Here is a 23,670-nt window from a genome sequence, read left to right as displayed (position 1 = left end):
ACCTAGGCGCTCTCGGCGGCCAGTTCGCGTACCGCGTCGGCGAACGCGTCCCCACGCTTGTTGTAGTTCGCGAACATGTCCATCGAGGCACAGGCAGGTGCCAGCAGGACCGTGTCGCCGCGCTCGGCGAGCCGGGCCGCTTCCCGGACCGCTGCGAGCATCGCCCCAGTGTCGGTCCGGTCGAGGTCCACGACCGGGACCTGCGGGGCGTGTCGCGCCAGCGCCTGCCCGATCAGGGCCCGGTCTGCGCCCATCAGTACCACCGCGCGCAGCCGCTTCGCCGACTTCTGCACGAGTTCGTCGAAGGTCGCGCCCTTCGCGAGGCCGCCGGCGATCCAGACGACGGGTTCGAAGGCGGCGAGGGAGGCCTCCGCGGCGTGCGTGTTGGTGGCCTTGGAGTCGTCCACGTACGTGACCCCCGCCACCTCGGCCACGTGCGCGACCCGGTGGGCGTCCGGGCGGAAGTCGCGCAGGCCGTCGCGGACGGCCCGGGGCGGGACGCCGAAGGCGCGGGCGAGGGCGGCCGCGGCGAGCGCGTTGGCGATGTTGTGCGGGGCCGGCGGCTTGACGTCCTGGACCTCGGCGAGCTCCTGGGCGTTCTTCTGCCGGTTCTCGACGAAGGCACGGTCCACGAGGATGCCGTCGACCACGCCGAGCATGGAGGGGCCGGGGGCGCCGAGGGTGAAGCCGATGGCCCGGCAGCCCTCCTCGACGTCGGCGTTCTCGACCAGTCGCTCGGTGGCCGGGTCGGCGACGTTGTAGACGCAGGCGACGGTGTTGCCCTCGTAGATCCGGCCCTTGTCGGCGGCGTACGCCTCCATGGAGCCGTGCCAGTCGAGGTGGTCGGGGGCCAGGTTGAGCACGGCCGCCGAGTGGGCGCGCACCGAAGGCGCCCAGTGCAGCTGGTAGCTGGAGAGTTCGACGGCGAGCACGTCGTAGTGCTCCTCGCCGGTCACCACGTCGATGATGGGGGTGCCGATGTTGCCGACGGCCGCCGTCCGCAGGCCCGCGGCCCGCAGGATCGAGGCGAGCATCTGCGTGGTGGTGGTCTTGCCGTTGGTGCCGGTGATGGCGAGCCAGGGGGCGGGGGCCGGCTCCGGTCGGCCCGTGCGGGCGGCTCGCAGTTCCCGGCCGGCCTCACGCAGCCGCCAGGCGATCTCGACGTCGCCCACGACGTCGACGCCCGCCTTGGCGGCGGCCAGGAAGAGCGGGCTCTGCGGCTGCCAGCCGGGCGAGGTGACGACCAGTTCGGTGCCCTCGGGCAGCACCTCCCCGGCCCGGACCCCGTCGGGCAGCAGGCCGAGGCGGACCTCGATGCCGAGCTCCGCGAGTTCGGCGGCCTTCGCGCGGTGCGCGGCGCCGTCGCCGTTGTCGACGACGGTCACCGTCGCGCCGAGTCCGGCCAGCACCCGGGCGGCGCTGATGCCGCTGATGCCGAGGCCGGCCACGGTGATCCGGCCCGGCAGCCCGAAGCGGCCCAGGGCGTCAGGGCCGATCAGGCCGGCCAGGTCGGTGGTGCTCACTTGTCCGCTGCCCATCCCGCGTAGAAGAGTCCGAGGCCCACGATCACGCACATGCCCTGGATGATCCAGAACCGGACCACCACAAGGACTTCGGACCACCCCTTGAGTTCGAAGTGGTGCTGGAGCGGGGCCATCCGGAAGACCCGCTTCCCGGTCAGCTTGAAGGAGCCGACCTGGATGACGACCGACATGGTGATGAGGACGAAGAGGCCGCCGAGCAGGGCGATCAGGAACTCCGTGCGGGAGCAGATCGCGAGGCCGGCGAGGGCGCCGCCGAGGGCCAGCGAACCGGTGTCACCCATGAAGATCTTGGCGGGCGAGGTGTTCCACCACAGGAAGCCGAAGCAGGCGCCCATCAGGGCGGAGGCGACGACCGCGAGGTCCAGCGGGTCGCGGACCTCGAAACAGGCCGCCGGGTTGGTCAGGTCCTGCGCGTTCACGCAGGACTCCTGGTGCTGCCAGACACCGATGAAGGTGTACGCACCGAAGACCATCACCGCGGCGCCCGTGGCCAGGCCGTCCAGGCCGTCCGTCAGGTTCACGCCGTTGGACATGGCCAGGATCATGAACAGCGCCCAGACCACGAACAGCACCGGGCCGATCGACCAGCCGAAGTCCGTGACGAACGACAGCTTGGTGGAGGCCGGGGTCAGCGCGCGCGAGTCCTTGAACTGGAGCGCGAGCACCGCGAAGGCGATGCCGACGATCAGCTGGCCGGCCATCTTGGCCTTGGCCCGCAGACCGAGCGAACGCCGCTTGACGATCTTGATGTAGTCGTCCAGGTAACCGACCAGGCCCATGCCCGCCATCAGGAACAGCACCAGCAGACCCGAGAAGCTCGGCTCCTCGCCGGTGATCACCTTGGTGAGGGCGTACGCGATGAGCGTGGCCAGGATGAAGGAGATGCCGCCCATCGTGGGCGTGCCCTTCTTCCCGGCGTGGCCGCGCGGGCCGTCGTCACGGATGAACTGGCCGTAGCCCTTGCGGGCCAGCAGCTTGATCAGCAGCGGGGTGCCGATGACGGTGAGGAACATGCCGATGACACCGGCGAACAGGATCTGCCTCATCGGTCGGAGGCCTCGCCTTCGAGCAGAGCCTGTGCGACCCGCTCCAGACCGGCCGACCTGGAAGCCTTCACCAGCACGACGTCCCCCGGGCGCAGTTCACTGCGCAACAGGTCGACCGCCGCCTGCGCGTCGGACACGAGCACCGACTCCTCACCCCACGAACCCTCGTTATATGCGCCCAGTTGCAACCAGGACGCTTCCCTGCCCCCGACTGCGACGAGCTTGCTCACGTTGAGCCGGACGGCGAGCCGTCCCACCGCGTCGTGTTCGGCCAGCGCGTCGTCACCGAGCTCGGCCATGGGGCCGAGCACCGCCCACGTGCGGCCCCCGTTCGCCTGTGCGGCGGAGCCCATCGCGGCGAGCGCTCGCAGAGCGGCCCGCATGGACTCGGGGTTCGCGTTGTAGGCGTCGTTGACGATGGTGACGCCGTCCGCGCGCTCGGTGACCTCCATCCGCCACCGGGACAAGGTGCCCGCCCCGGAGAGCGCGGTGGCGATCTCGTCGGCGGACATGCCCAGGACATGGGCGACCGCGGCCGCGCCGAGCGCGTTCGACACGTGGTGCTCACCGTACAGCCGCAAGGTCACGTCACTGCACCCGGTGGGTGTGTGGAGTGTGAAGGAAGGCCGTCCCTGAGGCGTCATCCGGACATCCGTGGCCCGTACGTCGGCGTCCTCGGCCTCGCCGAACAGGACCGTACGGGCCTTCGTGCGGGCGGACATGGCGCGTACCAGCCGGTCGTCGGCGTTCAGGACGGCGACCCCGCCCTCGGCCTCGGACGGCAGGGCCTCGACCAGCTCGCCCTTGGCCTGGGCGATGGCCTCGCGGCCGCCGAACTCGCCGATGTGGGCGGTGCCCACGTTGAGCACGAGGCCGATCCGGGGCGGGGTGAGCCCGGTGAGGTAGCGGATGTGGCCGATGCCGCGGGCGCCCATTTCCAGCACCAGGTGCCGGGTCTCCTCGGTGGCGCGCAGCGTGGTGATCGGCAGGCCGATCTCGTTGTTGAGGTTTCCGGGCGTCCACACGGTCGGCGCGTGGTGCTGGAGGACCTGGGCGATGAGGTCCTTGGTGGAGGTCTTCCCGGCCGAACCGGTCAGCGCCACCACGTCGGTGCCGATCCGGGCGACGACGGCGCCGGCCAGCGCCCCGAGGGCCGCGACGACGTCGGGGACGACGATGGCGGGCACTTCGACGGGCCGGGTGGCGAGTACCGCGCGGGCGCCCGCCCCGATCGCCGTGGCGGCGTAGTCGTGGCCGTCGACGCGCTCGCCGACGAAGGCGGCGAACAGGCTGCCCTGCTCCACCTGGCGGGAGTCGAACACGACCGGGCCGGTGACCAGGACGGACGGATCCGGTATGTCGTGGAGCTGCCCGCCGGTGATGTCGGCGATCTCGGCGAGGGAGAGGGGGATCACGGGGTCACCTCGGCCTGGGGGGCCTGCTGTTGGCGTTCGATGGCGGCGCGGAGCACCGCGCGGTCGTCGAAGGGGCGGACCACTCCGGCGATGTCCTGGCCCTGCTCGTGGCCCTTGCCGGCCACCAGGACGGTGTCACCGGGCCGGGCCCGCGCGACGGCCGCGGCGATGGCCGCGGCCCGGTCGGCGTCGACCAGGACGGCGCCGCGCTCGGCGGGCGGCACGGATACGGCGCCTTCGAACATCGCGGCGAGGATCGCGAGCGGGTCCTCGGAGCGCGGGTTGTCGGAGGTCAGGATGGCGGTGTCGGCGAACCGGGCGGCCGCGGCGCCCATCGGGGCGCGCTTGGTGGTGTCGCGGTCGCCGCCGCAGCCGAGCACGATGTGCAGCTTGCCCTCGGTGACCTCGCGCAGTGCTCGCAGCACCGATTCGACGGCGTCCGTCTTGTGCGCGTAGTCGACGACGGCCAGGTACGGCTGTCCCGCCTCGACGCGCTCCAGCCGGCCGGGCACCCCGGGGACCGCGGCGACGCCGTCGGCGGCGGTCTGCGCGTCGAGGCCGGCGGCGGCGAGCGTGACGATCGCGGCGACGGTGTTGGCGACGTTGAACGGGCCGGGCAGCGGGGCGGTGGCCCGTACCCGCTGTCCGTCGGGGCCCAGCAGGGTCAGCGTGGAGTCGGCGGCGCCCAGGACCACGTCCTCGGCGCGCCAGTCGGCGGCGGGGTCGCCCGAGGCGGAGAAGGTGATGACCGGGATCGTCGCCTCCTTGGCCAGGCGGCGGCCGTACTCGTCGTCGGCGTTGACCACTCCGAGGCGGGCGCGGCGCTCGGTGAACAGCTGCGCCTTGGCCTGGAAGTAGTCCTCCATGTCGGAGTGGAACTCCATGTGCTCGGGGCTCAGGTTGTTGAAGACGGCGACGTCGAAGACGCAGCCGTCGACCCGGCCGAGCACCAGGGCGTGGCTGGAGACCTCCATCGTCACGGCCTCCACCCCGCGTTCGCGCATGACGGCGAACAGGGCCTGGAGGTCGGTGGCTTCGGGGGTGGTGCGCTCGGACTTGATGCGCTCGTCCCCGATGCGCATCTCGACGGTGCCGACCAGGCCCGTCGAGCGTCCGGCGGCGCGCAGGCCGCCCTCGATCAGGTAGGCCGTGGTGGTCTTGCCGGAGGTGCCGGTGATGCCGAGCTGGAGCAGGGCCTCGCCGGGGCGGCCGTAGATCTCGGCGGCGAGCTCGCCCATCCGGGCGCGCGGGTCGGCGACGGTGAGCACCGGCAGTCCCGTCTGCGCGGCGCGGTCGGCGCCGGCCGGGTCGGTCAGCACGGCGGCGGCGCCGAGGGCGGCCGCCTGGGCGGCGAAGTCCGCCCCGTGCAGCTTGGCGCCGGGCAGGGCCGCGTACAGGTCGCCGGGGCGCACGGCACGGGAGTCGTGCGTGATGCCGGTGATCGGCGTCGGCTGCGCCGACGGGGCGGCGCCTGCTGCGCGGACTCCCAGCAACTGCGCCAGCTCGCCCAGCGGGGTCGGGCGGGCGGACACGGGCCTGGGCGCTCCCGGCGGCGCTGCCGGGGCGTCTTTCTGGGGCGTTCTGGGCTGATCAGCGTGGGACACGGCGGTGAGCGTACCGGGCGCGGCGGGCCGCTCGCGAAGTGAGGGCCCGGCCGCGGGGCCTGGGGCCGACTGGTTCCCGGGTTTCGGGGTGATCGTTGTCACGGATGGTGCCTCACGCGTCTCTGGCTGGGCGGTCGGGTCACTGGTGGCCGGGTCACTGGCCGGGCTGCGGGCTGGTCCGGGGTGCGGGCTGCGGGGCCGGCGGGGGCGCGGCGTCGTAGCTGACCGGCAGCCCGGCGGGGGCGGTTCCGGTGGGGGCGACCTGGAGGGTCTTGAGCGCGAACTCCATGACCTTCTTGTAGATCGGTCCGCAGATCTGGCCGCCGAAGTAGCTGCCCTTCGTGGGGTTCTGGATGGCGCAGTAGACGGTGATCCTCGGGTTGTCGGCGGGTGCGAAACCGGCGAAGGAGGCGGTGTACCCCTTGTAGCGGCCGGTGGCCGGATCCACCCGGTTGGAGGTGCCGGTCTTGCCGCCGACCCGGTAACCGGGGATGCGCGCCTTGGTGCCGGTGCCGTCCTGGTCGTCGACCACGGATTCGAGCATCTGCGCGAGGGTCTTGGCGGTGTCGCGGCTGACGACGCGGGTCTGCCCGGGTGCCTTGGCCGGGGTGAAGCGGCCGTCGGGGCCCTTGGTGCCGCGGACCAGGGTCGGCTCGATCCGGACCCCGTCGTTGGCGATCGTCGAGTACACGGAGGCGGCCTGCATGGCGTTGAGCGAGAGGCCCTGGCCGAAGGGGATGGTGAACTGCTGCGAGGTGGACCAGTCCTCGGGCTTGGCGAGGATGCCGCGGGACTCGCCCGGGTAGTTCAGGCCGGTGGGCCGCCCGATGCCGAACTTGTCCAGGTAGGAGTAGAGGACCTTGTTGGCCTCGGTCTGGGTGCTGCCGAGCTGGCCGGTGGCGAGGATCGTGCCGATGTTCGAGGACTTGGCGAGGACCCCGTTGAGGGTCAGGTACCAGGTGGGGTGGTCGATGTCGTCCTTGAACAGCCGGTCGCCGCGGTGCAGCCGGTTGGGGACCTCGACGTGCGTCTCCGGGGTGGCCTTCTTCTCCTCCAGCACGGCGGCCATCGACATCACCTTGGCGGTGGAGCCGGGCTCGTAGACGTCCTGGAGGGCCGCGTTGCCCATGGCGGCGGAGGTGGCCTTGCTGAGGTCGTTGGGGTCGAAACCGGGGGCGTTGGCCATGGCCAGCACCTCGCCGGTGCGGGTGTCCTGGACGATGACGTAGCCGCGGTCCGCGCCGGACTTCTCGACCTGCTCGGAGATCGCGCTCTGCGCGGCCCACTGGATGTCGCGGTCGATGGTCAGCTCGATGTCCTCGCCGGGTACGGCGGGCTTCTCGTCGGACTTGGCGGTGGGGACGCGGCGGCCGCCGGACTGGGCGTAGGTGAGTTCGCCGTCCTTGCCGGACAGCTTCTTGTCGAGGGCGGACTCCAGGCCGCCGCCGCCCTTGCCGTCGGCGTTGACGTAACCCAGTATCCCGGCGGCCAGATCGCCGTTGGGGTACACCCGCTTGCTGCTGTCCTCCTTGAACACGCCGGCCAGCACGTTGGCGCCGGGTCCGTTGTTCTTCCGGTCGGCGGCCGCCTTGTCGGCGAAGACCTTCTGGAGGTCCTTGATCTGGTTCCACACCTGGGGGGTCTGGCGGCGCGCGAGGACGACGTAGCGGGTGTTCTTGGTCTTGAGGCGGCCCGCGATCTCCTTGGCGTCCTTGCCGAGGATCGGCGCGAGGAGGGCGGCGGCCTGCTCGGGGGCGTCCGGAGCCTTGCTCTCCTGGGGGGTGAACATCTTCGGGTCGGCGGTGATGTCGTACGCGTCGACGCTGGTGGCCAGGGCCACGCCCTTGCGGTCGGTGATCTCCCCCCGTTCGGCGGCCAGGGTGTAGCTGGCGAAGCGGTTCTCGGAGGCCTTGGCGGAGTACGCGGACGCGTCGACGGCCTGCACCTGGAGCAGCCGGACCACGAAGGCGAGCATCACGAAGGTGAGGGCGACGCTGACCAGGCGCAGCCGGGGCCTCGGGCTGCCGAGGCGGATGGTGTGCGGGGTGCGCCCGGGGGCGGGACGGCCCGTGGCCCGCGGGCGCGCCGGGCCGGGCACCCGCCGCCGCGGCACCTGCGGGCTCACGCGCCCGCCCCCCGGCGCCGGCCCGCCGCGGCCGTCCGCGGCGCCGCTGCCCGGGCTCCGCCGCCGGCCCCGCGCTTCGACGGCCGGCGAGGCTGGTTTCGGTTCACGACGTCACCTTCCAGGGGAGGGCGAGCCCGCCGGGCTCGGGGTGGGTGAGGCGGCCGCGGCCGACGGGGCGGGCGACGCGGCCGGGCTCGCGGGGACCGGCGGCGCGGAGGGCGGGGGCGACGGCGGGGGCGGTGCTTCCGCCGCCGCCGGGGTGCCCGCGACCTTCCCGTCCGGGCCGATGAAGACCGGGCTGCCGCCCGGCACCAGGCCCAGCTCGTGCGCCCGCCGCTGGAGCGCGTCCGGCGCCGAGTACCCGTCCACGTCCCGCTGGAGCTCCTGCTGCTCGTCCCGCAGGACGGTGGTCTCCTTCTTGAGCTTGCTCAGCTGGAAGGAGCCCTGGTTCAGCGCCGAGTTCAGCAGCAGCAGGCTGATCAGCCCGCCGGCCAGCAGGGCCACGACCAGCAGGACGAACGGCATCCGCGCCGCCTGCCCGGGCGTGCCCGGGCCGGACGCGCTCTGGCCGGAGGTGCCCTGGCCGGAGGTGCCCTGGCCGGCCCCCGCCCCGCCCCCGCCCCGCAGCAGCCCGCGCCTGGTCACAGCCGCGCCTCCCGGATGCGCTCGACCCCGCGGAAGCGCGCCGGGGCGGCCCGCCGGTTCTCGGCGATCTCCTCCTCCGTCGGGAGCTCCGCACCGCGCGTGAGCAGCTTCAGCTTCGGCTGGTACCGCTCCGGTACCACCGGCAGCCCCGGCGGCGCGGTGGAGGCCGCGCCCGCGGCGAAGACCTGCTTGACCAGCCGGTCTTCCAGCGAGTGGTACGACAGCACGGCGATCCGGCCGCCGACCGCGATCCGGTCCACGGCCGCGGGGATGGCCCGCTCCAGCCCGGCCAGCTCGGCGTTGACCTCGATCCGCAGGGCCTGGAAGGTCCGCTTCGCCGGGTTTCCACCGGTCCGCTTCGCCGCCTGCGGCAGCGCTTCACGGATCACCTCGACCAGCCGGGCGCTGTTCGAGAACGGTTCCTTCCCGCGCTCGCGCACGATCGCCGAGACGATGCGCTTGGCCTGCTTCTCCTCGCCGTACTGGCGCAGGATGCGGACCAGCTCGCCGGGCGCGTACGTGTTGAGGACCTCGGCGGCGCTGATGCCGGTCGTCTGGTCCATCCGCATGTCCAGCGGCGCGTCCTGCGCGTACGCGAACCCGCGGTCGGCCTCGTCGAGCTGCATGGAGGAGACGCCCAGGTCGAAGAGGATGCCCTGGACGGCGGGGATGCCCAGGCCGTCCAGCACCTCGGCGAGGTCGGCGTAGATGGCGTGCACGAGGGTGGCCCGCTCGCCGAACGGCGCGAGCCGCTCGCCGGAGAGCCGCAGGGCCTCCTTGTCGCGGTCCAGGCCGATCAGGTGGACCTCGGGGAACCGGGTCAGCAGGGCCTCGCTGTGGCCGCCGAGGCCGAGGGTGCAGTCGACGACTACGGCGCCGGGCCTCTCCAGCGCCGGGGCCAACAGGTCCAGGCACCGCTGGAGCATCACCGGGACATGTCGGGACTCGCTAGTCAAAGCGCCCTCTCAGATAACGGCGCGGCAGGCATACGCCGCGCCGCGCACGCGGAGTGTTACCAGGGGGCCGGGCGGCCGGTGGGGGCCGGGCTCCGGCCGGTTCGCGCCACTTTAGTGCAACGGTCGCCACCGTCAACGAACCGCCCCGCGCCCGGTGCGCCCCGCTCGAACGGAACCCGCAAAAGCCGCCAATCACTCGAACGGCCCACCCCGTCCCACCCCTGTGGGTTAGCTCACAACAACCCCTGTTGACGTTCTTTGTCCACCCCCGCTCCGTGCCACAACCGGCTGTGACCATTAACGTCGTAGCCATGACGACTTCCGCATCCCTGCCCGTAGACCCGGCAACCCAGGCATCCGGCGGCCGTACGGTGACCGACCGCCTGGTCGAGGCGAACCGGCGGTACGCCGACCAGTTCACGGACCCCGGCATGGACGCCCGTCCGGTGCTGAAGGTGGCCGTGGTGGCTTGTATGGACGCCCGGCTCGACCTGCACGCCGCCCTCGGCCTGCAGCTCGGCGACTGCCACACCATCCGCAACGCCGGAGGCGTCGTCACGGACGACACCATCCGCTCCCTCACCATCAGCCAGCGGGCGCTCGGCACCCGCGCGGTGATACTGATCCACCACACCGGCTGCGGCCTCGAAAGCCTGACCGAGGACTTCCGGCACGAACTGGAGGACGAGGTGGGCCAGCGCCCCGCCTGGGCCGTGGAGGCCTTCCGGGACGTGGACCAGGACGTCCGCCAGTCCATGCAGCGGGTTCGCACGAACCCCTTCCTGCCCTTCAAGGACGATGTGCGAGGCTTCGTCTTCGACGTACACACCGGGCTCCTGCGGGAGATCGATCCCGTCTCCTGAGTGACACAGCGCCGCAACGCCGTCAAGAATGCGGGGTGACGCCACCCGGGAGCCGTCGGGCCCGGCGTCCGCGCCCCGCATTCGGGGGGTTTCGGGGTGGGCCGGTTCATGCGCCAAGGGGCGTCGGCCCTGGGAAAGGGCCGAGGAGAACCAGGTGACCACGTACGACGACCGAGCGAGCCTCGCGGATCTGACGAGCACGGCGGAGCGGGTGCGCCAGTCGGTCGAGAGCGTCATCGAGGGCAAGCCCGAGGTCGTCCGCCTCGCGCTGACCGTACTGCTCGCCGAGGGACACCTGCTGATCGAGGACGTGCCGGGCGTCGGCAAGACCATGCTCGCCAAGGCGCTCGCCAAGTCCATCGACTGCTCGGTGCAGCGCATCCAGTTCACCCCGGACCTGCTGCCCTCCGACATCACCGGCGTCAGCATCTACGACCAGCAGCGCCACGAGTTCGAGTTCAAGCCGGGAGCGATCTTCGCGCAGATCGTCATCGGCGACGAGATCAACCGCGCCTCGCCCAAGACCCAGTCGGCGCTGCTGGAGTCGATGGAGGAGCGGCAGGTCACCACCGACGGCACCACCTACGCGCTGCCCAGCCCCTTCATGGTCGTCGCCACCCAGAACCCGGTGGAGATGGAGGGCACCTACCCGTTGCCCGAGGCGCAGCGCGACCGCTTCATGGCGCGCGTCTCGGTCGGCTACCCCAGCCGCGAGGCCGAGCTCCAGATGCTCGACGTGCACGGCGGGGTCTCCCCGCTCGACGACTTCCAGGCCGTCGCCCACGCCCACGACATCGTCAAGCTGATCGAGGCCGTCCGCGAGGTGTACGTGGCCGAGCCCGTCCGCCGCTACGTGGTCGACCTGGTCTCCGCCACCCGCAGCCACCCGGACCTGCGCCTGGGCGCCTCGCCCCGCGCCACCTTGCACCTGCTGCGCGCGGTGAAGGCGTCCGCCGCGCTGTCGGGGCGCGACTACGTGCTCCCCGACGACGTCCAGCAGCTGGCCGGGCCCGTCCTCGCGCACCGGCTGCTGCCCACCGCGCAGGCCCAGCTGAACCGGCGCACCGCCGAGCAGGTCGTCGGCGACATCCTGCACCGCACCCCCGTCCCCGCCGCGCACGCCCGCGGCGAGATGCCGCCCGGCGCGGGCATCCGGGGCTACTGATGAGCGCCGGTGCCCCGCACGGCGCCGGCGGCACGGCCCAGGGCGCCGGGGGTCTGCGGGCCTCGCTGGCGGGGCTGACCACCCGCGGCCGGTCGTTCCTGGCCGCCGGGGCCGCCGCAGCCGTCTGCGCCTACGTACTGGGCCAGAGCGAGCTGCTCCGGGTCGGGCTGCTGCTCGCCCTGCTGCCGCTGGTCTGCGTCGCCGCCCTGCACCACACCCGCTACCGGGTCTCCGGCAGCCGCCTGCTGGCCCCGGCCCGGGTGCCCGCCGGGGGCGAGGCCCGGGTGCAGCTGCGCATGGACAACGTGTCCCGGATGCCCACCGGGCTGCTGATGCTCCAGGACCGGGTGCCGTACGTGCTGGGGCCGCGGCCCCGTTTCGTACTGGACCGGGTCGAGCCGGGCGGCCGCCGCGAGGTGTCCTACCGGGTCCGCTCCGACCTGCGCGGCCGCTACCCGCTGGGCCCGCTCCAGCTGCGCCTGACCGACCCGTTCGGGATGGTCGAGCTGACCCGTTCGTTCAGCGCCTACGACACCCTGACGGTCGTCCCGCGCACCGAGGCGCTGCCCGCCGTGCGGCTGGGCGGCGAGGCCTCCGGCTACGGCGACGGCAGCCGCCGTTCGCTGGCCCTGGCCGGGGACGACGACGTGATCCCGCGCACCTACCGGCTCGGCGACGACCTGCGCCGGGTGCACTGGCGCTCCACCGCCCGCTACGGCGAGCTGATGGTGCGCCGCGAGGAGCAGCCGCAGCGCAGCAAGGCCACCGTCCTGCTGGACACCCGGCAGGACGCGTACGAGGGCGCGGGACCCGGTTCAGCCTTCGAGTGGGCCGTGTCGGGGGCCGCCTCCAGCCTGCTGCACCTGCTGGAGCACGGCTTCTCGGTGCGGCTGCTGACCGACACCGGCGATTCGGTCCCGGGCGGGGCGGGCGGCGGCTTCTCCTCCGGCGCCCAGGAGTCCGCCGAGGCGGCCGGGCTGATGATGGACACGCTCGCGGTCGTCGGCCACTCCGACGGTGCGGACCTCGGTGGCGCCTACGAGGCCCTGCGCACCGGCGGGGGCGGCGGCGGCTTCGCCGGAGCCGGCTCCGACGGGCTCCTCATCGCCTTCTTCGGGGACCTGGACGACGTACAGACGGAACTGGCGGCCCGGATGCGCCAGCGCAGCGGGGCGGCGGTGGCGTTCGTCCTGGACTCCGCGGCCTGGACCGGGCTGCCCTCGCGGGTGGAGGAACCGCTGCGCCGACTGCGCGACGCGGGCTGGACGGCGCTGGCCGCACCGCCCGGTGCCGCCTTCGCCGAGCTGTGGCGCCGGGCCGGCACCACCGCTCTCGGCACGACTGCTCCGGGAGGCCGCGGATGAGCGGGCAAGCACGGCTGACGCTCTTCGCGCTGCTCGCGACGCTGCTCACCTCGTGGTCGCTGGCGCCGTTGGTGGAATCCGCCGGCTGGCTGGTCCAGGCGGCGCTGCTGCTGGGCGTACAGAGCCTGGTGGGAGCGGGGGCCCGGCGGGTGCCGCTGGCCCGGCCCCTGACGGCCGGCGCGCAGTTCCTGGTGTCCCTGCTGCTCCTCGCGTTCCTGTTCGCGGGGAAGGCGGAGAACCCCTCGGGCGGGGTGCTGGGCTACCTGCTCACCGACTTCGGTTCGCTGTTCGGGCAGGGCGTGCGGGACGTCGGCGAGTTCGCCATACCGGCCCCCACCACCGACGGCATCCGGCTGCTGCTGCTGTCCGGGGTGCTGCTGATCGGGCTGCTGGTGGACCTGCTGGCCGTGACGATGCGGTCCGCCGCCGCGGCCGGGCTCCCACTGCTCGCGCTGTACTCGGTGGCCGCCGGGCTGTCGGCGGGCCACAGCGGCGCCTGGCTCTCCTTCCTGCTGGCGGGCGGCGGATACCTGATGCTGCTGCTGTCCGAGAGCCGCGACCGGCTCGCGCAGTGGGGCCGGGTGTTCGGCGGCGCCCCGGGTACCGGAGGCGTCGGGAGCGGCGGCGGCCGGGCCGTGGCGCCCGTACGCACCGGTCGGCGGATCGGCGCGGTCGCGCTGGGCCTGGCGCTCGCGGCGCCGCTGGCGCTGCCGGCCATGGGCGGCGGGCTGCTGGGGACCGGTGGCGACGGCGCCGACGGCAGCGGCGCGGGCGGCGGCACCATCTCGGCGGTGAACCCGCTGGTCTCCCTCCAGAGCAGCCTGAACGCGCAGGACAACCGGGTGGTGCTGCGCTACCGCACGGACAGCCCGCAGCTCTCCGAGCAGTACCTGCGGATCCTGGCGCTCGACGAGTTCGACGGGGTCAAGTGGGAGGCCTCCGGGCGGCCCCTGACGGACGTACCGCCGCGGCTGCCGAACCCGCAGGGGCTGACCAGCCAGGAGATCCGGCGCAGCGCGTCCGAGGTGCGCACGACCGTCTCGGCGGCCGGCACGTACGCCCAGCGCTACCTGCCGATGCCGTACCCGGCGACGCAGGTGGACATCGGCGGGAAGTGGCGGTTCGAGCCGGTCGGCCGGACCCTGGTCGGCGACCAGCTCGGCAAGGACAGCTACCAGAACGTGCAGGGCGCCCAGTACACCGTCCGGAGCCTGCTGATCCAGCCGACGGCGGAGCAGCTCCAGCACGCGCCGCCCACGGACCCGCTGGTCCTGAACGAGTACACGAGGCTGCCGGACAACCTGCCGGCGGTCGTCGCCGAGACGGCCCGGCGGGTCACCCAGGGCGCGAAGGACAACTACACGCGGGCGGTGCTGCTCCAGGACTTCTTCGCGGTCAGCGGCGGGTTCCGCTACGACACGACGGTGTCCTCGGGGACGGGTTCGCAGGCCATCGCCCGGTTCCTGAGCGACAAGGAGGGCTTCTGCATCCACTTCTCGTTCTCGATGGCGGCGATGGCCCGCTCGCTGGGCATCCCGGCGCGGGTCGCGGTCGGTTTCACCCCGGGCACCAAGCAGTCGGACGGCAGCGTCAACGTGACGATGCGCGACGCGCACGCCTGGCCGGAGCTGTACTTCGAGGGCGCGGGCTGGACCCGGTTCGAGCCGACGCCCCGGTCGGGGATCTCGCTGCCGGACTACGGCCGCACCGACACCCCGGCGAACCAGCCGTCCGCGCCGTCCGCACTGCCGTCGCAGAGCGCGTCGGAGCCGGCGGCCGCGCCCTCGCAGACCGACGCCTGCCCGCCCGACCTGAAGAGGCTCGGCGAGTGCGGGGGGCCGGTCCTCGGGCAGGACGCGGGAGCGGGCTCGGGCGGCGGGTCGGCGCTCGCCGTGCTGGGCTGGGCGGTGGGCGGCCTGGTGCTCCTGGCGCTGCCGCTGCTCCCGCTGGTGTGGCGCAGGCGGCTGCGGGAGCGGCGGCTGGCCGGGCGGGACGTACTGTCCGCCTGGCAGGAGCTGGGGGACGCGGCCTGGGACGTGGGCATCGCGCCGGACGAGGCGCTGTCGCCCCGGCGGGCGGCCGGGCGCATCGTCGCGCAGGGGCGGCTGGAGGGTGAGGCGGCCCTGGCGGTGCACCGGGTCGCGGGCGCGCTGGAACGGGCGCTGTACGCGCCGCCGGGCGCGCAGCCGCCGTACGAGGGGCTGGCGGGCGACGTGCTGGCGGCGCGGGCCGGGCTGCTGGCGGCGGTGTCCCGGGGCACCCGCCTGCGGGCCCTGCTGCTGCCGCGATCGGCCGTCCGGGTGGGCTGGGCGGTCTCCGCCCGGTGGTCGGCGTTCGCCTCGGTGGTCTCCGCGCGGCGCGCGGCGCTGCGGCTCCCGCTGCGGGGCCGCGGCTGACGGGCCGGAAAACGCCCGTGCGGCGGGGCTCGATCCCCCCGAGCCCCGCCGCACCGGCGGACCCACCGGGTTTCCCCTCCCGGTGCTGGACGAGGACCCGGTCCCGCTCCGCGGCCCCGTGTCCGCGGTGCGGGCCGAGCGGCCCCGTCCGTCGCCCCCAGTCTGCTGTCCGCGCAGGTGGGAGCCCATCCGTACACGTACTCATTTCGAAGCCCGGGGGCGGCTAGGTACGGATACTCAGTTCTACGCCGCGGCCCCCGCCCGGCGGCACCGCCGACCGGGGGTCACCCGCGGGTGTCACCGGCTCCCGCTGACCCGGCCCCGCAGCAGCAGGGACAGCGCCGAGTGCACGTCGTCCAGCGAGCGCTCGCTCTGGAAGGACTGCCAGTCCAGGGCGGCCACCAGCACCATGCCGACCATCGCCGCCGCGGTCAGCGGCACGTCGATCTCCGCGCTGAGCTCCCCGCGCTCCACGCCCTCGCGCAGCACCGTCTCCACGACGGCCACCGCCTCCCGGCGGACCACCATCAGCGTGGACTGCCAGGCCCGGTTGGTCCGCCACAGCTCGGCCACGTACAGCTGGGTGAAGGCCGGGTAGCGGTCGATGAAGACCAGGCCGGCACGGATCATCTCGTCCAGCGCCTCCACCCGGGTGCCGCCCCGGGCCTCGGTGGACTCCGCCGCTTCGCGCAGCGAGGCGGTCAGCAGCCCCACCCCGTGGCGCAGCAGTTCCTCGAAGAGATCGGTCTTGCTGGCGAAGTTGTAGTAGACGGTGCCCTTGGCGACGCCCGCCCGCTCGGCGATCTCGTCGACCGTCGTCGCGGAGAAACCCTGCTCGGCGATGAGGGTGACAGCCGCTTCGTAGAGCTTCTGCCGGGTCGCCCGCCGCCGGCCGCTGCCGGTACCCGTACCGGTGCTGCTGCTTTCCATGGCGCTGATTCTCACAGGTCACCGGCTCCCTACAGGCTCAGTTCGGGGTGCAGCCGGTCCATCGTCCACACCTGCTTGCCGCGGGCGGCGAGGGCGGTGAGGGCGAGCGCCCCGGCCGTGAAGGCCGCCAGTACCGCGCAGCCCGTCCACACCGGCGTCAGGTCGCCGCCGGTGATCAGCCGGCGCAGGCCCTCGACGACGTACGACATCGGCAGGTACGGGTGGACCGCGTTGAAGAAGGCCGGGCTGGTCTGGACCGGGTAGGTGCCGCCCGCCGAGGTCAGCTGGAGCATCAGGAAGGCGAGGACCAGGATGCGTCCGGCCGCGCCGAACTTGGCGTTCAGCCACTGGACGATCGCGGCGAAGCAGGCGGTCACCAGCGCCAGGAACGCGATGGTCAGCGCCGGGCGGGCCAGCTCCAGGCCGAGGCCCCAGTGGAGTACGGACATCAGCGCTGCGACCTGGACGACGCCGATGCCGGCCACGGGCAGCCAGCCCGCGAGGGCGATCCGCCACGGCGAGGCGCCGGTGGCCAGCGCCCGCTTGTTGAGGGGCGCGATCAGCATGTAGGCGACCATCGCGCCGACCCAGAGGGAGAGCGGGATGAAGTAAGGGGCGAAGCCGGTGCCGTAGTTGGGCGCCCGGTGCAGGGACTGGTTGGCGAGCCGGACCGGGTCGGCCATGACCTGGGTGCGGGCGTCGCGCGCCTGCTGGTCGTAGTCGGGGATCTTGCCGACGCCGTCGTGCAGGCCGCCGGCCAGCTCGCCGGTGCCGTCGACCAGCTTGTACATGCCGCCGTCGAGGGTGTGCGCGCCGTCCCCGAGCTTGCCGACGCCCTCGCCGAGGGCGCCGGAGCCGCCGGTGGCGGTGCCGAGGCCGGTGTGCAGCTTGGCCATGCCGGTGGCGACCTGGTGGGCGCCGGTGTTGAGGGCGTTGACCTTGGCGACGGCCGCTTCGAGGTCGGAGGAGAGGCCGGGGGCGGCCGCGGCGAGCGCGTTGGCCTTCGTCTCCAGGTCGGTGAGCTGACCGCGCAGGGTGGTGAGGTCGCCGTTGGTGTCCTTGACGACGGTGTTGACGTCGCCGGCCAGCTGGGCGCCCTCGGCCGCGTCGTCCTTGAGCTTCTTGAGGGTGGGGCAGGAGGCCAGGTGCGGCTCGGCGCCCGGGGTGACGCAGTGGTCCGCGTAGTACGTGGCGGCGTCGGAGGCGACCCGCTTGGTGACGGACGCCGCGGCGGGTGCCTTCTCGGCGAACTTGTCGAGGTGGTTGTTGACCACCTTGGCGGTGTCGGCGACCAGCCGGGCGGTGTCGGCCAGGGACTTGGGGTCCTTGACGAAGGGGCGCGCCTTGGCGGCGGCGCCGTTGACCTTGTCGGCGACCAGCTGGGTGCCGGCGGCGACCTCCTTGGTACCGGTCTCCAGCTGACCGGCGGCGGAGTCGAGCTTCTTCAGGCCGTCGGTGAGTTCACCGGACTTCTCCTCGGCCGTGTCGAGGCCGTCGGCGAGTTCCTGGGCGCCCTGCTGGGCCTTGCCCGCGCCGTCCTTGAGCTTGTCGGCGCCGTCGGCGGCCTCGGCGGTCTTGTCGTGCAGGTCGGAGAAGCTGACGAAGATCTTGTCGAGGAAGCCGCGGGAGGCGTTGGTGGACGCCGCGGCGCGGACCTCGGAGAAGACGGTCTTCGAGATCGATCCGACGATGTAGTTGTTCGCGTCGTTGGTGCGGACCTGGAGGGCGCTGGTGGCGGGGTCCGCACCGGAGCTGGAGGCGATCTTGGCGCTGAAGTCGGCGGGCATGGTCAGCGAGAGGTAGTACTTCCCGTGCTCCAGCCCCTTGGCCGCCTCGTCGGCGCTCACCTCGCGCCAGTCGAAGGTCTTGCTGGTGTGCAGCTTCTTGGTGATCTCGTCGCCCGCCGCGATGCGCTTGCCGTCGACGGCGGCGCCGCGGTCGGCGTTGACGAGCGCGACGGGGATCTTGTCGAGGCGGCTGTACGGGTCCCAGAACGAGCACAGGTACAGCGCGCCGTAGAGCAGGGGCAGCAGGAGCAGCGCGACGAGGGCGGCGGCGGGCAGCTTGCCCCGGCCGAAGCGCTTGAGCTCAAGCGCGGCGAGCTTCGGTGAGCGCATCGTCGGCCCCCTTCGTGTCGGTGTCGGCGGCGGTGGCGGTGTCGGTGGTGGCGGCCGGGCCGTGGTCGGCGGCGGTTTCGGCGGTGCCATCGGCGGCCGTGTCGGTTTCGGCGGTGCCATCGGCGGCCGCGTCGGTTTCGGCGGTGGCGGGCGCGTCCTCCTCGGGCGTGCTCCCCTCGGGCGTGCTCCCCCCGGCCTCGCCGGCGACGGCCCCGCCGGCCACGGCCCCGGCGGCGTCGGCCTGCGCGGTGGTCCGGGCGGTGGGCTCGGCGCCCCAGGTGATCTTGGGGTCCCGGGCGGCCCGGGCAGCCGGCGCCGTGGCCGGCTCGGGCTGCTGCGGCGCTTCGGCGGTGGCGCCCAGGCGCAGCACCGTCGCGTCCTGCGGTGCCTCGCTGCACACCGCGAGGACGGTGGTCCCGCGCTCGGCGAGCGAGCGGAGCAGGGCCCAGGCCTCGGCGCTCTCGGCGGCCGGGAGCTTGAGGTCGACGTCGTCGAGGGCCAGCAGCCGCGGAGCGGCCAGCAGGGCGATGGCCACCGAGAGCCGCAGGGCTTCCAGCCGTTCCAGGTCGCGCACCGAGGTGCGCGGTCCCTTGGGCAGGGTGCCCAGGTCGAGCCCGGCGGCGGCGAGGGCCTCTTCGATCCGGGCCCCGGTGGAGACGCGGCGCTCGCCGCGCGGGCGCAGCAGGGCCCGGAGGGGGCCTTCGTAGCGGCGCTGGAGCAGGGCCCCTTCCCGCAGCTGCTCGGCGACGGTCAGGGCGGGGTCCAGGTCGTTGACGCCGGGGACATGGGCGAGGGCGGAGATCCGGCGGACCGCGGCCATCTTCTTCGGCAGCCGGTGGCGGCCGATCTCGGCGTGCCCCTCGGAGGGCTTCATCCGGCCGGTGAGGGCCAGCAGGAGACAGGTGCGGCCACTGCCCGAGGGGCCCGCGACCGCGATGAGCGAGCCCGGCTCCGCGTCGAGCCCGACGCCCCGGAAGACCCAGCCGCGCGGTCCCTTGAGTCCGAAGCCCGCGGCCTTGACGGCCGCGCCGTGTGGGCTGTCCACTGCCGCCCCCCTTCTGTTGAACTGCTTCTTTTGAACTGACCGGTCAGTTCAAAAACTACCAGGCTTAGTTGCGCTCCGCCTCCCGAGGGGCCCAAAACGGTCCTCGTCGGGGCGAATGCGCAGGTCAGCGCGATTGTCAGTGGGGCCCTTCACGATGGGGACAGGTAGCGAAAGCGCTACCCGGCACCATCCAGCGGTCCGCAGCAGCACGCATCGACAGCAGTACGCACCGACAGGAGGTTCGTCATGGCCACACCGTCCCCGTCCCCTGTCCACCCCGTCCCGAGGAAGTCGGCGGCCCCACCGGCCGCCCTCGACCTGCTCGACAAGGCCCGTGCGGGCCTGGCCGAGGCTGCCCTTCTGCCCCGGCCCAACGAGCGGTACGCCACCGCCCACCTCGCCGCGCTGCGTACGGCCGCGGCCGTACTCGCCGCGCGCGGGAGGCCCGAGCCGGTGAACCCGCGGCGGCGGCCGCGGATCCGCAGCGCGTGGGAGGTACTGCCGGAGATAGCGCCGGAGCTGACGGAGTGGAGCGCCCTGTTCGCCGCGGGCGCGGCCCGCCGGGCCCGGGCGGAGGCGGGCATACCGGATGCGGCGACCTGCCGGGACGCCGACGACCTCGTCCGCGAGGTGGGGATGTTCGTGCGCCTGGTCGAGCGGATGCTGGCCCTCGGGCCGGCCGCCCCGGGCGGCCGGCCGGGCCTGCCTCAACCCCGGCCGGAGCGTCCGCAGGCGGGGTGACCTGCCCGGCTGCGTGAGGCAATAGGGTGGGGCCTGCACCGCTCACCCTCCCCCAGCTACCGCTGGGAGGTGCCCCCTACGCCGAGGAGTCATCAGTCGTGTCGGACACTTCCCGCCCCCGCGCCTCGCTCCGCACCGCAGTGGTGTGGGAGGTCCTCAAGGAGGCCCTCGACCGCCGGGCGAAGGCGACCGGCCGGGACGTGCTGGACGTACTGGACACCGGCGGCGGCACCGGCAAGTTCGCCGTCCCGGTGGCCCGGCTGGGCCACCGGGTCACCGTGGTCGACCCCAGCCCGAACGCGCTGTTCGGGCTGGAGCGGCGGGTCGCCGAGGCGGGCGTCGCCGACCTGGTGCGCGGGGTCCAGGGCGACGCCCAGGGCCTGCTGGACGTGGTGGAGCGGGACGCGTACGACGTGGTGCTGTGCCACGGCGTGCTGGAGTACGTGGACGATCCGGCCGAGGGCGTGGCCAACGCGGTCACCGCCCTGCGTCCCGGCGGTGTCCTCAGCCTCCTCGCCGCCGGCCTCGGCGGAGCCGTGCTGGCGCGCGCCCTGGCCGGGCACTTCACCGAGGCCCGCACCGCGCTGACCGACCCGGCCGGCCGCTGGGGCGCGGGTGACCCCGTACCCCGCCGCTTCACCGCCGAGCAGCTGGCCGAGGTCGTCGGTGGAGCGGGTCTCGAAGTCGGCTCGGTGCACGGCGTCCGGATCTTCGCCGACCTCGTCCCCGGGGTGCTGGTGGACACCGAGCCGGGCGCGGTGGAGGCGCTGCTGCGCCTGGAGGAGGCCGCTGCCGAGCTGCCCGCCTTCCACGCGGTGGCCACGCAGTTGCACGTCCTGGGCGAGAAGCCCGCCTGATCTGCGAAGCTCCCGGCCACGGGGTTCGCCGGACACCCTCCGAACGGACCGCCGCCCCCGTATGATCGAAGACACCGGTCGGCATGGCGGACCGGTCATTGGGGAATAAGCGCCTCAATGACCACGCCCGCGACGGTGCGGTTCAGTGCTGCGCTTGTTCCAGGCAGAGGCTTTTCCGGCAGTGTTTTTCCAGGTGGTGCATTTTCGAACCTGGCGCAGTGGGCGGGTGTCACGGGGGCGATTCCCCGCCTATCCTGAAGGGGACCCCTGGTCGCTACCCCCCGCGACCGACGGATGAGGAGGACTCCCGTGCCGCTCTCGGAGCACGAGCAGCGAATGCTCGAGCAGATGGAGCGAGCGCTGTACGCCGAAGACCCCAAGTTCGCGACAGCGCTTGAGGGAAGCGGACTGCGCACGTACACCCGGCGACGGGTCTACCAGGCAGCCGCAGGCATTGTGGTGGGTATCGCGCTCCTCATGACCGGTGTGATCTGGCAGAGCGTGCTCTGGATCAGCGTGGTGGGATTCCTCGTCATGCTGGCCTGCACGGTTCTCGTCGTCACCGGTTGGCGCAGAGCACCCAAGCCCGGCGAGCAGCCCGTCTCCGGAAGTGCAGGCGGTACTGCCCGAGGGCAGAACCGGCAGCGTCGGTCGATGATGAACCGCATCGAGGAACGGTGGCAGCGCCGCCGTGACGAACAGGGGCAGTGATCCCCGTACGACTTCATGAGGGACGGCCGCCGATGGCGGCCGTCCCTCGTTCGTCCCGCTGCGGCATGATGGCCCGATGACAGTGCTCCCCCTGGTCTTCACCAGCGGCTGGGCCAGCGGGATCAACGCCTACGCCGTGGTCCTCCTGCTCGGCGTCTTCGGCGCGACCGGGCTGAGCGACGACGTTCCGGCCGCCCTCCAGCGCACCGACGTCCTGATCGTCGCGGGCGTGCTGTTCCTCTGCGAGGCGGTGGCCGACAAGATCCCGTACGTGGACTCGGTGTGGGACTCCGTCCACACGGTGATCCGCCCGGTCGCGGGAGCCGTCGTCGGCGCCCTGCTGGCCGGGCAGAGCGGCTCGCTGTCCGACATCGCGGCCGGTGCCGTCGGCGGCTCCGCGGCGCTGGCCAGCCACGTCGTCAAGGCGGGCACCCGGATGGCGGTCAACACCTCGCCGGAGCCGTTCAGCAACGTGCTGCTCAGCACCGCCGAGGACCTGGGGGTGGCGGGCATCGTCACCTTCGCGATGTTCAACCCCCAGGCGGCGGCGGTCATCGCGGCCGTACTCCTCGCCGCGGGCCTGGCCCTGGTGATCTACCTCTGGACCCGGATCCGCCGCTTCCTGCGCCGCCGGGCCCAGCGCCGCGAGGAGCGCCGACTGGCCGCCGAAAGCGGCCGGATCACCGGCGCCCCGCCCTACTGACCTCGGTCGATCGGCTTCCGCTCCCGCTCGGTAGGCTCCACCGCATGGCACGAATTGCGGTGATCGGCGCCGGCATGGGCGCGATGGCGACGGCGGCCCGGCTGGCCGTGGCGGGGCACCGGGTGACGGTGTACGAGCGCGGCTCCACCTACGGCGGCGCCGTCGGACGCTACGAACGCGACGGCTTCGCCTTCGACACCGGACCCGGGCTGCTGCACCTGCCCGCCGTCTACCGCGACCTCTTCGTGAAGACCGGCAAGCGGCCCCTGGAGGAGTGCGTCGACCTCGTCCAGGTCGACCCCGCCGTACGGCACGTGTTGCCCGACGGCGGGGTGGTGACCCTGCCCAACGCCTCGCGCGGCGGCGCGGCCGCCGTCCTGGACCAGGCCTTCGGGCCCGGCGCCGGGGAGCGCTGGAGCGATGTGCTCGGCCGCGCCCGGGACGCCTGGAACGCCACCCGCCGGCCCCTGCTGGAGGAACCGCTGCGGCCCGACTGGCAGGTACTGGGCGAGGATCCGTACCCCGCCCTGCGCAAGAGCGGCCTGCTGCGGCGCCGGCCGCCCACCCTCGCCGAGGTCGCCGCGCGCGAGCTGGGCGGTCCGCTCGGGGAACTGCTCGCCGAGCGGGTGCGCGCGTACGGGCTGGACCCCGCGACGGCGCCCGCCTCCGCGGCGGTGCTGCCGTACATGGAGCAGACCTTCGGCAGCTGGTACGTGCGCGGCGGCCTGCGGGCGCTGGCCACCGCCGTCCACGACCGGTGCCTGGAGCGGAAGGTGGACTTCGTCTTCGGCACCGCGGTACGGGAGGTCGTACGGCGCGAGGGCCGGGCGGCCGGGCTGCTGCTGGCCGACGGCGCGGCGGTGGAGGCCGACGCGGTGGTGTGCGGGGTGGACCCGAGGGCGCTGGCGGTCCCGCTCGCGCCGGGTTCCCCGCCCGCCCGCAGCACCGGGCTCCAGGCCCGGTACACCCTGTTCCTCGCCCTGCGCGGGGGGCGCCCGGCGGACGCCGTGCACCGCACCCTGACGGGGGGCGGCGTCACCGTGCTGCGCCCGGACGACCCGGCCGCGGCGCCCGACCCGGAGCACGAGGCCGTCACCGTACAGGCCGTCGTGGACCCCGGTGCGGCGCCTTCGGCCGAGGAGCTGCTCGCGGCGGCCGCCCGGGCCGTACCCGGACTGCGGGAGCGGCTGCTGTGGCACGAGCTGCGCACCCCGGCCGACATCGCCGGGGCCACGGGCGCGGTGGACGGCGCCGTCCCGGCACCCGCGCTGGCCGGGGCCGGCGGGCGGCTGCTGTACCCCGCCAACACCACCGCCCTGCCCGGGCTGTACCTCGCGGGCGGCTGGGCCCACCCCGGCGGCGGCCTCCCCCACGCCGGGATGACCGGCGCCCTGGTGGCCGGGCTGATCGTGGAGGGCGCCGGCTTCCGCGGCTCGCGCTAGC

Annotated in this window: 19 protein-coding genes; 9 read left to right on the top strand and 10 right to left on the bottom strand. The window is 73.6% G+C overall.

The window, feature by feature from the left end:
• Positions 1-2 precede the first annotated feature (2 nt).
• The 7 genes from murD to rsmH form a co-directional block, all read right to left on the bottom strand.
• Positions 3-1,538 carry a UDP-N-acetylmuramoyl-L-alanine--D-glutamate ligase gene (gene murD, locus ACZ4M3_RS15115; RefSeq protein ID WP_467732616.1) on the bottom strand — a complete coding sequence of 512 codons (1,536 nt, stop codon included), beginning with the start codon at positions 1,536-1,538 and terminating at the stop codon, positions 3-5.
• Positions 1,520-2,590 carry a phospho-N-acetylmuramoyl-pentapeptide-transferase gene (mraY, locus tag ACZ4M3_RS15110; protein ID WP_453354728.1) on the bottom strand — a complete coding sequence of 357 codons (1,071 nt, stop codon included), beginning with the start codon at positions 2,588-2,590 and terminating at the stop codon, positions 1,520-1,522. The genes murD and mraY overlap by 19 nt, the downstream gene beginning before the upstream one ends.
• Positions 2,587-4,005 (bottom strand): UDP-N-acetylmuramoyl-tripeptide--D-alanyl-D-alanine ligase, encoded by a 1,419-nt coding sequence (locus ACZ4M3_RS15105; protein WP_467732614.1) that lies wholly within the window; start codon positions 4,003-4,005, stop codon positions 2,587-2,589. The genes mraY and ACZ4M3_RS15105 overlap by 4 nt, the downstream gene beginning before the upstream one ends.
• Positions 4,002-5,711 (bottom strand): UDP-N-acetylmuramoyl-L-alanyl-D-glutamate--2,6-diaminopimelate ligase, encoded by a 1,710-nt coding sequence (locus ACZ4M3_RS15100; protein WP_467732612.1) that lies wholly within the window; start codon positions 5,709-5,711, stop codon positions 4,002-4,004. The genes ACZ4M3_RS15105 and ACZ4M3_RS15100 overlap by 4 nt, the downstream gene beginning before the upstream one ends.
• A 52-nt stretch (positions 5,712-5,763) precedes the next feature.
• Positions 5,764-7,734 (bottom strand): peptidoglycan D,D-transpeptidase FtsI family protein, encoded by a 1,971-nt coding sequence (locus tag ACZ4M3_RS15095; protein WP_467732610.1) that lies wholly within the window; start codon positions 7,732-7,734, stop codon positions 5,764-5,766.
• Positions 7,735-7,845: 111 nt separating this feature from the next.
• The gene (ftsL, locus tag ACZ4M3_RS15090; RefSeq protein WP_467733107.1) at positions 7,846-8,259 is read right to left on the bottom strand and encodes a cell division protein FtsL; all 414 of its coding nucleotides are present in this window, start codon (positions 8,257-8,259) and stop codon (positions 7,846-7,848) included.
• Positions 8,260-8,375: 116 nt separating this feature from the next.
• Positions 8,376-9,305, bottom strand: a complete 930-nt coding sequence (gene rsmH / locus ACZ4M3_RS15085; RefSeq protein WP_443056756.1) for a 16S rRNA (cytosine(1402)-N(4))-methyltransferase RsmH — start codon at positions 9,303-9,305, stop codon at positions 8,376-8,378.
• 341 nt (positions 9,306-9,646) lie between these two features.
• On the opposite strand from rsmH, the gene ACZ4M3_RS15080 reads away from it, so the two are divergent.
• The 4 genes from ACZ4M3_RS15080 (at position 9,647) to ACZ4M3_RS15065 (ending at position 15,123) form a co-directional block, all read left to right on the top strand.
• Positions 9,647-10,198, top strand: a complete 552-nt coding sequence (locus ACZ4M3_RS15080) for a beta-class carbonic anhydrase (protein WP_467732608.1) — start codon at positions 9,647-9,649, stop codon at positions 10,196-10,198.
• Between the two features lie 154 nt (positions 10,199-10,352).
• Complete coding sequence (locus ACZ4M3_RS15075; protein ID WP_467732606.1) at positions 10,353-11,363, top strand: AAA family ATPase; 1,011 nt, start codon at positions 10,353-10,355, stop codon at positions 11,361-11,363.
• Complete coding sequence (locus ACZ4M3_RS15070; RefSeq protein ID WP_467732604.1) at positions 11,363-12,727, top strand: DUF58 domain-containing protein; 1,365 nt, start codon at positions 11,363-11,365, stop codon at positions 12,725-12,727. The genes ACZ4M3_RS15075 and ACZ4M3_RS15070 overlap by 1 nt, the downstream gene beginning before the upstream one ends.
• The gene (locus ACZ4M3_RS15065) at positions 12,724-15,123 is read left to right on the top strand and encodes a transglutaminase TgpA family protein (RefSeq protein WP_467732602.1); all 2,400 of its coding nucleotides are present in this window, start codon (positions 12,724-12,726) and stop codon (positions 15,121-15,123) included. The genes ACZ4M3_RS15070 and ACZ4M3_RS15065 overlap by 4 nt, the downstream gene beginning before the upstream one ends.
• Before the next feature lie 297 nt (positions 15,124-15,420).
• Here the strand turns inward: ACZ4M3_RS15065 and ACZ4M3_RS15060 are convergent, their stop codons facing one another.
• The 3 genes from ACZ4M3_RS15060 to ACZ4M3_RS15050 are packed head-to-tail and all read right to left on the bottom strand — an operon-like array spanning position 15,421 to position 19,215.
• Positions 15,421-16,053, bottom strand: coding sequence for a TetR/AcrR family transcriptional regulator (locus tag ACZ4M3_RS15060; RefSeq protein WP_190182138.1), 633 nt, complete (start codon positions 16,051-16,053; stop codon positions 15,421-15,423).
• Positions 16,054-16,082: 29 nt separating this feature from the next.
• A complete protein-coding gene (locus ACZ4M3_RS15055) occupies positions 16,083-18,170 on the bottom strand; it encodes a YhgE/Pip family protein (protein WP_467732600.1) in 2,088 nt (695 codons plus the stop codon).
• Positions 18,142-19,215: an ATP-binding cassette domain-containing protein gene (locus ACZ4M3_RS15050; protein WP_467732598.1), complete on the bottom strand. Its 1,074-nt coding sequence runs from the start codon at positions 19,213-19,215 to the stop codon at positions 18,142-18,144. Before ACZ4M3_RS15050 ends, ACZ4M3_RS15055 begins: the two co-directional genes overlap by 29 nt.
• Before the next feature lie 246 nt (positions 19,216-19,461).
• Here ACZ4M3_RS15050 and ACZ4M3_RS15045 point away from each other — a divergent pair, with 246 nt between their 5' ends.
• The 5 genes from ACZ4M3_RS15045 to ACZ4M3_RS15025 all read left to right on the top strand — a co-directional run bounded on the left by ACZ4M3_RS15045 (position 19,462) and on the right by ACZ4M3_RS15025 (position 23,669).
• Entirely contained in the window at positions 19,462-19,956 is a 495-nt protein-coding gene (locus ACZ4M3_RS15045) for an SAV_6107 family HEPN domain-containing protein (protein WP_467732596.1), read from the top strand.
• A 98-nt stretch (positions 19,957-20,054) separates the two neighbouring features.
• On the top strand, positions 20,055-20,813 hold the full coding sequence (locus ACZ4M3_RS15040; protein WP_467732594.1) for a methyltransferase: 759 nt from the start codon (positions 20,055-20,057) through the stop codon (positions 20,811-20,813).
• A gap of 309 nt (positions 20,814-21,122) precedes the next feature.
• Entirely contained in the window at positions 21,123-21,524 is a 402-nt protein-coding gene (locus ACZ4M3_RS15035) for a DUF3040 domain-containing protein (protein ID WP_467732592.1), read from the top strand.
• 76 nt (positions 21,525-21,600) lie between these two features.
• Entirely contained in the window at positions 21,601-22,227 is a 627-nt protein-coding gene (locus ACZ4M3_RS15030) for a DUF4126 domain-containing protein (RefSeq protein ID WP_467732590.1), read from the top strand.
• Between the two features lie 44 nt (positions 22,228-22,271).
• A complete protein-coding gene (locus ACZ4M3_RS15025) occupies positions 22,272-23,669 on the top strand; it encodes a phytoene desaturase family protein (RefSeq protein ID WP_467732589.1) in 1,398 nt (465 codons plus the stop codon).
• Position 23,670 lies beyond the last annotated feature (1 nt).

The organism is Streptomyces sp. NPDC026522 (genome assembly GCF_055567555.1).
This window is presented reverse-complemented; position numbering and strand designations above follow the sequence as displayed.

Excerpts from the sequence above, each read along its gene's own strand:
- ACZ4M3_RS15045 (WP_467732596.1), top strand. The coding sequence starts at position 19,462 with ATGGCCACACCGTCCCCGTCCCCTGTCCACCCCGTCCCGAGGAAGTCG.
- ACZ4M3_RS15070 (WP_467732604.1), top strand. The coding sequence starts at position 11,363 with ATGAGCGCCGGTGCCCCGCACGGCGCCGGCGGCACGGCCCAGGGCGCC.
- ACZ4M3_RS15065 (WP_467732602.1), top strand. The coding sequence starts at position 12,724 with ATGAGCGGGCAAGCACGGCTGACGCTCTTCGCGCTGCTCGCGACGCTG.
- ACZ4M3_RS15060 (WP_190182138.1), bottom strand. The coding sequence starts at position 16,053 with ATGGAAAGCAGCAGCACCGGTACGGGTACCGGCAGCGGCCGGCGGCGG.
- ACZ4M3_RS15080 (WP_467732608.1), top strand. The coding sequence starts at position 9,647 with ATGACGACTTCCGCATCCCTGCCCGTAGACCCGGCAACCCAGGCATCC.
- ACZ4M3_RS15055 (WP_467732600.1), bottom strand. The coding sequence starts at position 18,170 with ATGCGCTCACCGAAGCTCGCCGCGCTTGAGCTCAAGCGCTTCGGCCGG.
- rsmH (WP_443056756.1), bottom strand. The coding sequence starts at position 9,305 with ATGCTCCAGCGGTGCCTGGACCTGTTGGCCCCGGCGCTGGAGAGGCCC.
- ftsL (WP_467733107.1), bottom strand. The coding sequence starts at position 8,259 with ATGCCGTTCGTCCTGCTGGTCGTGGCCCTGCTGGCCGGCGGGCTGATC.
- ACZ4M3_RS15030 (WP_467732590.1), top strand. The coding sequence starts at position 21,601 with ATGACAGTGCTCCCCCTGGTCTTCACCAGCGGCTGGGCCAGCGGGATC.
- mraY (WP_453354728.1), bottom strand. The coding sequence starts at position 2,590 with ATGAGGCAGATCCTGTTCGCCGGTGTCATCGGCATGTTCCTCACCGTC.
- ACZ4M3_RS15025 (WP_467732589.1), top strand. The coding sequence starts at position 22,272 with ATGGCACGAATTGCGGTGATCGGCGCCGGCATGGGCGCGATGGCGACG.
- murD (WP_467732616.1), bottom strand. The coding sequence starts at position 1,538 with ATGGGCAGCGGACAAGTGAGCACCACCGACCTGGCCGGCCTGATCGGC.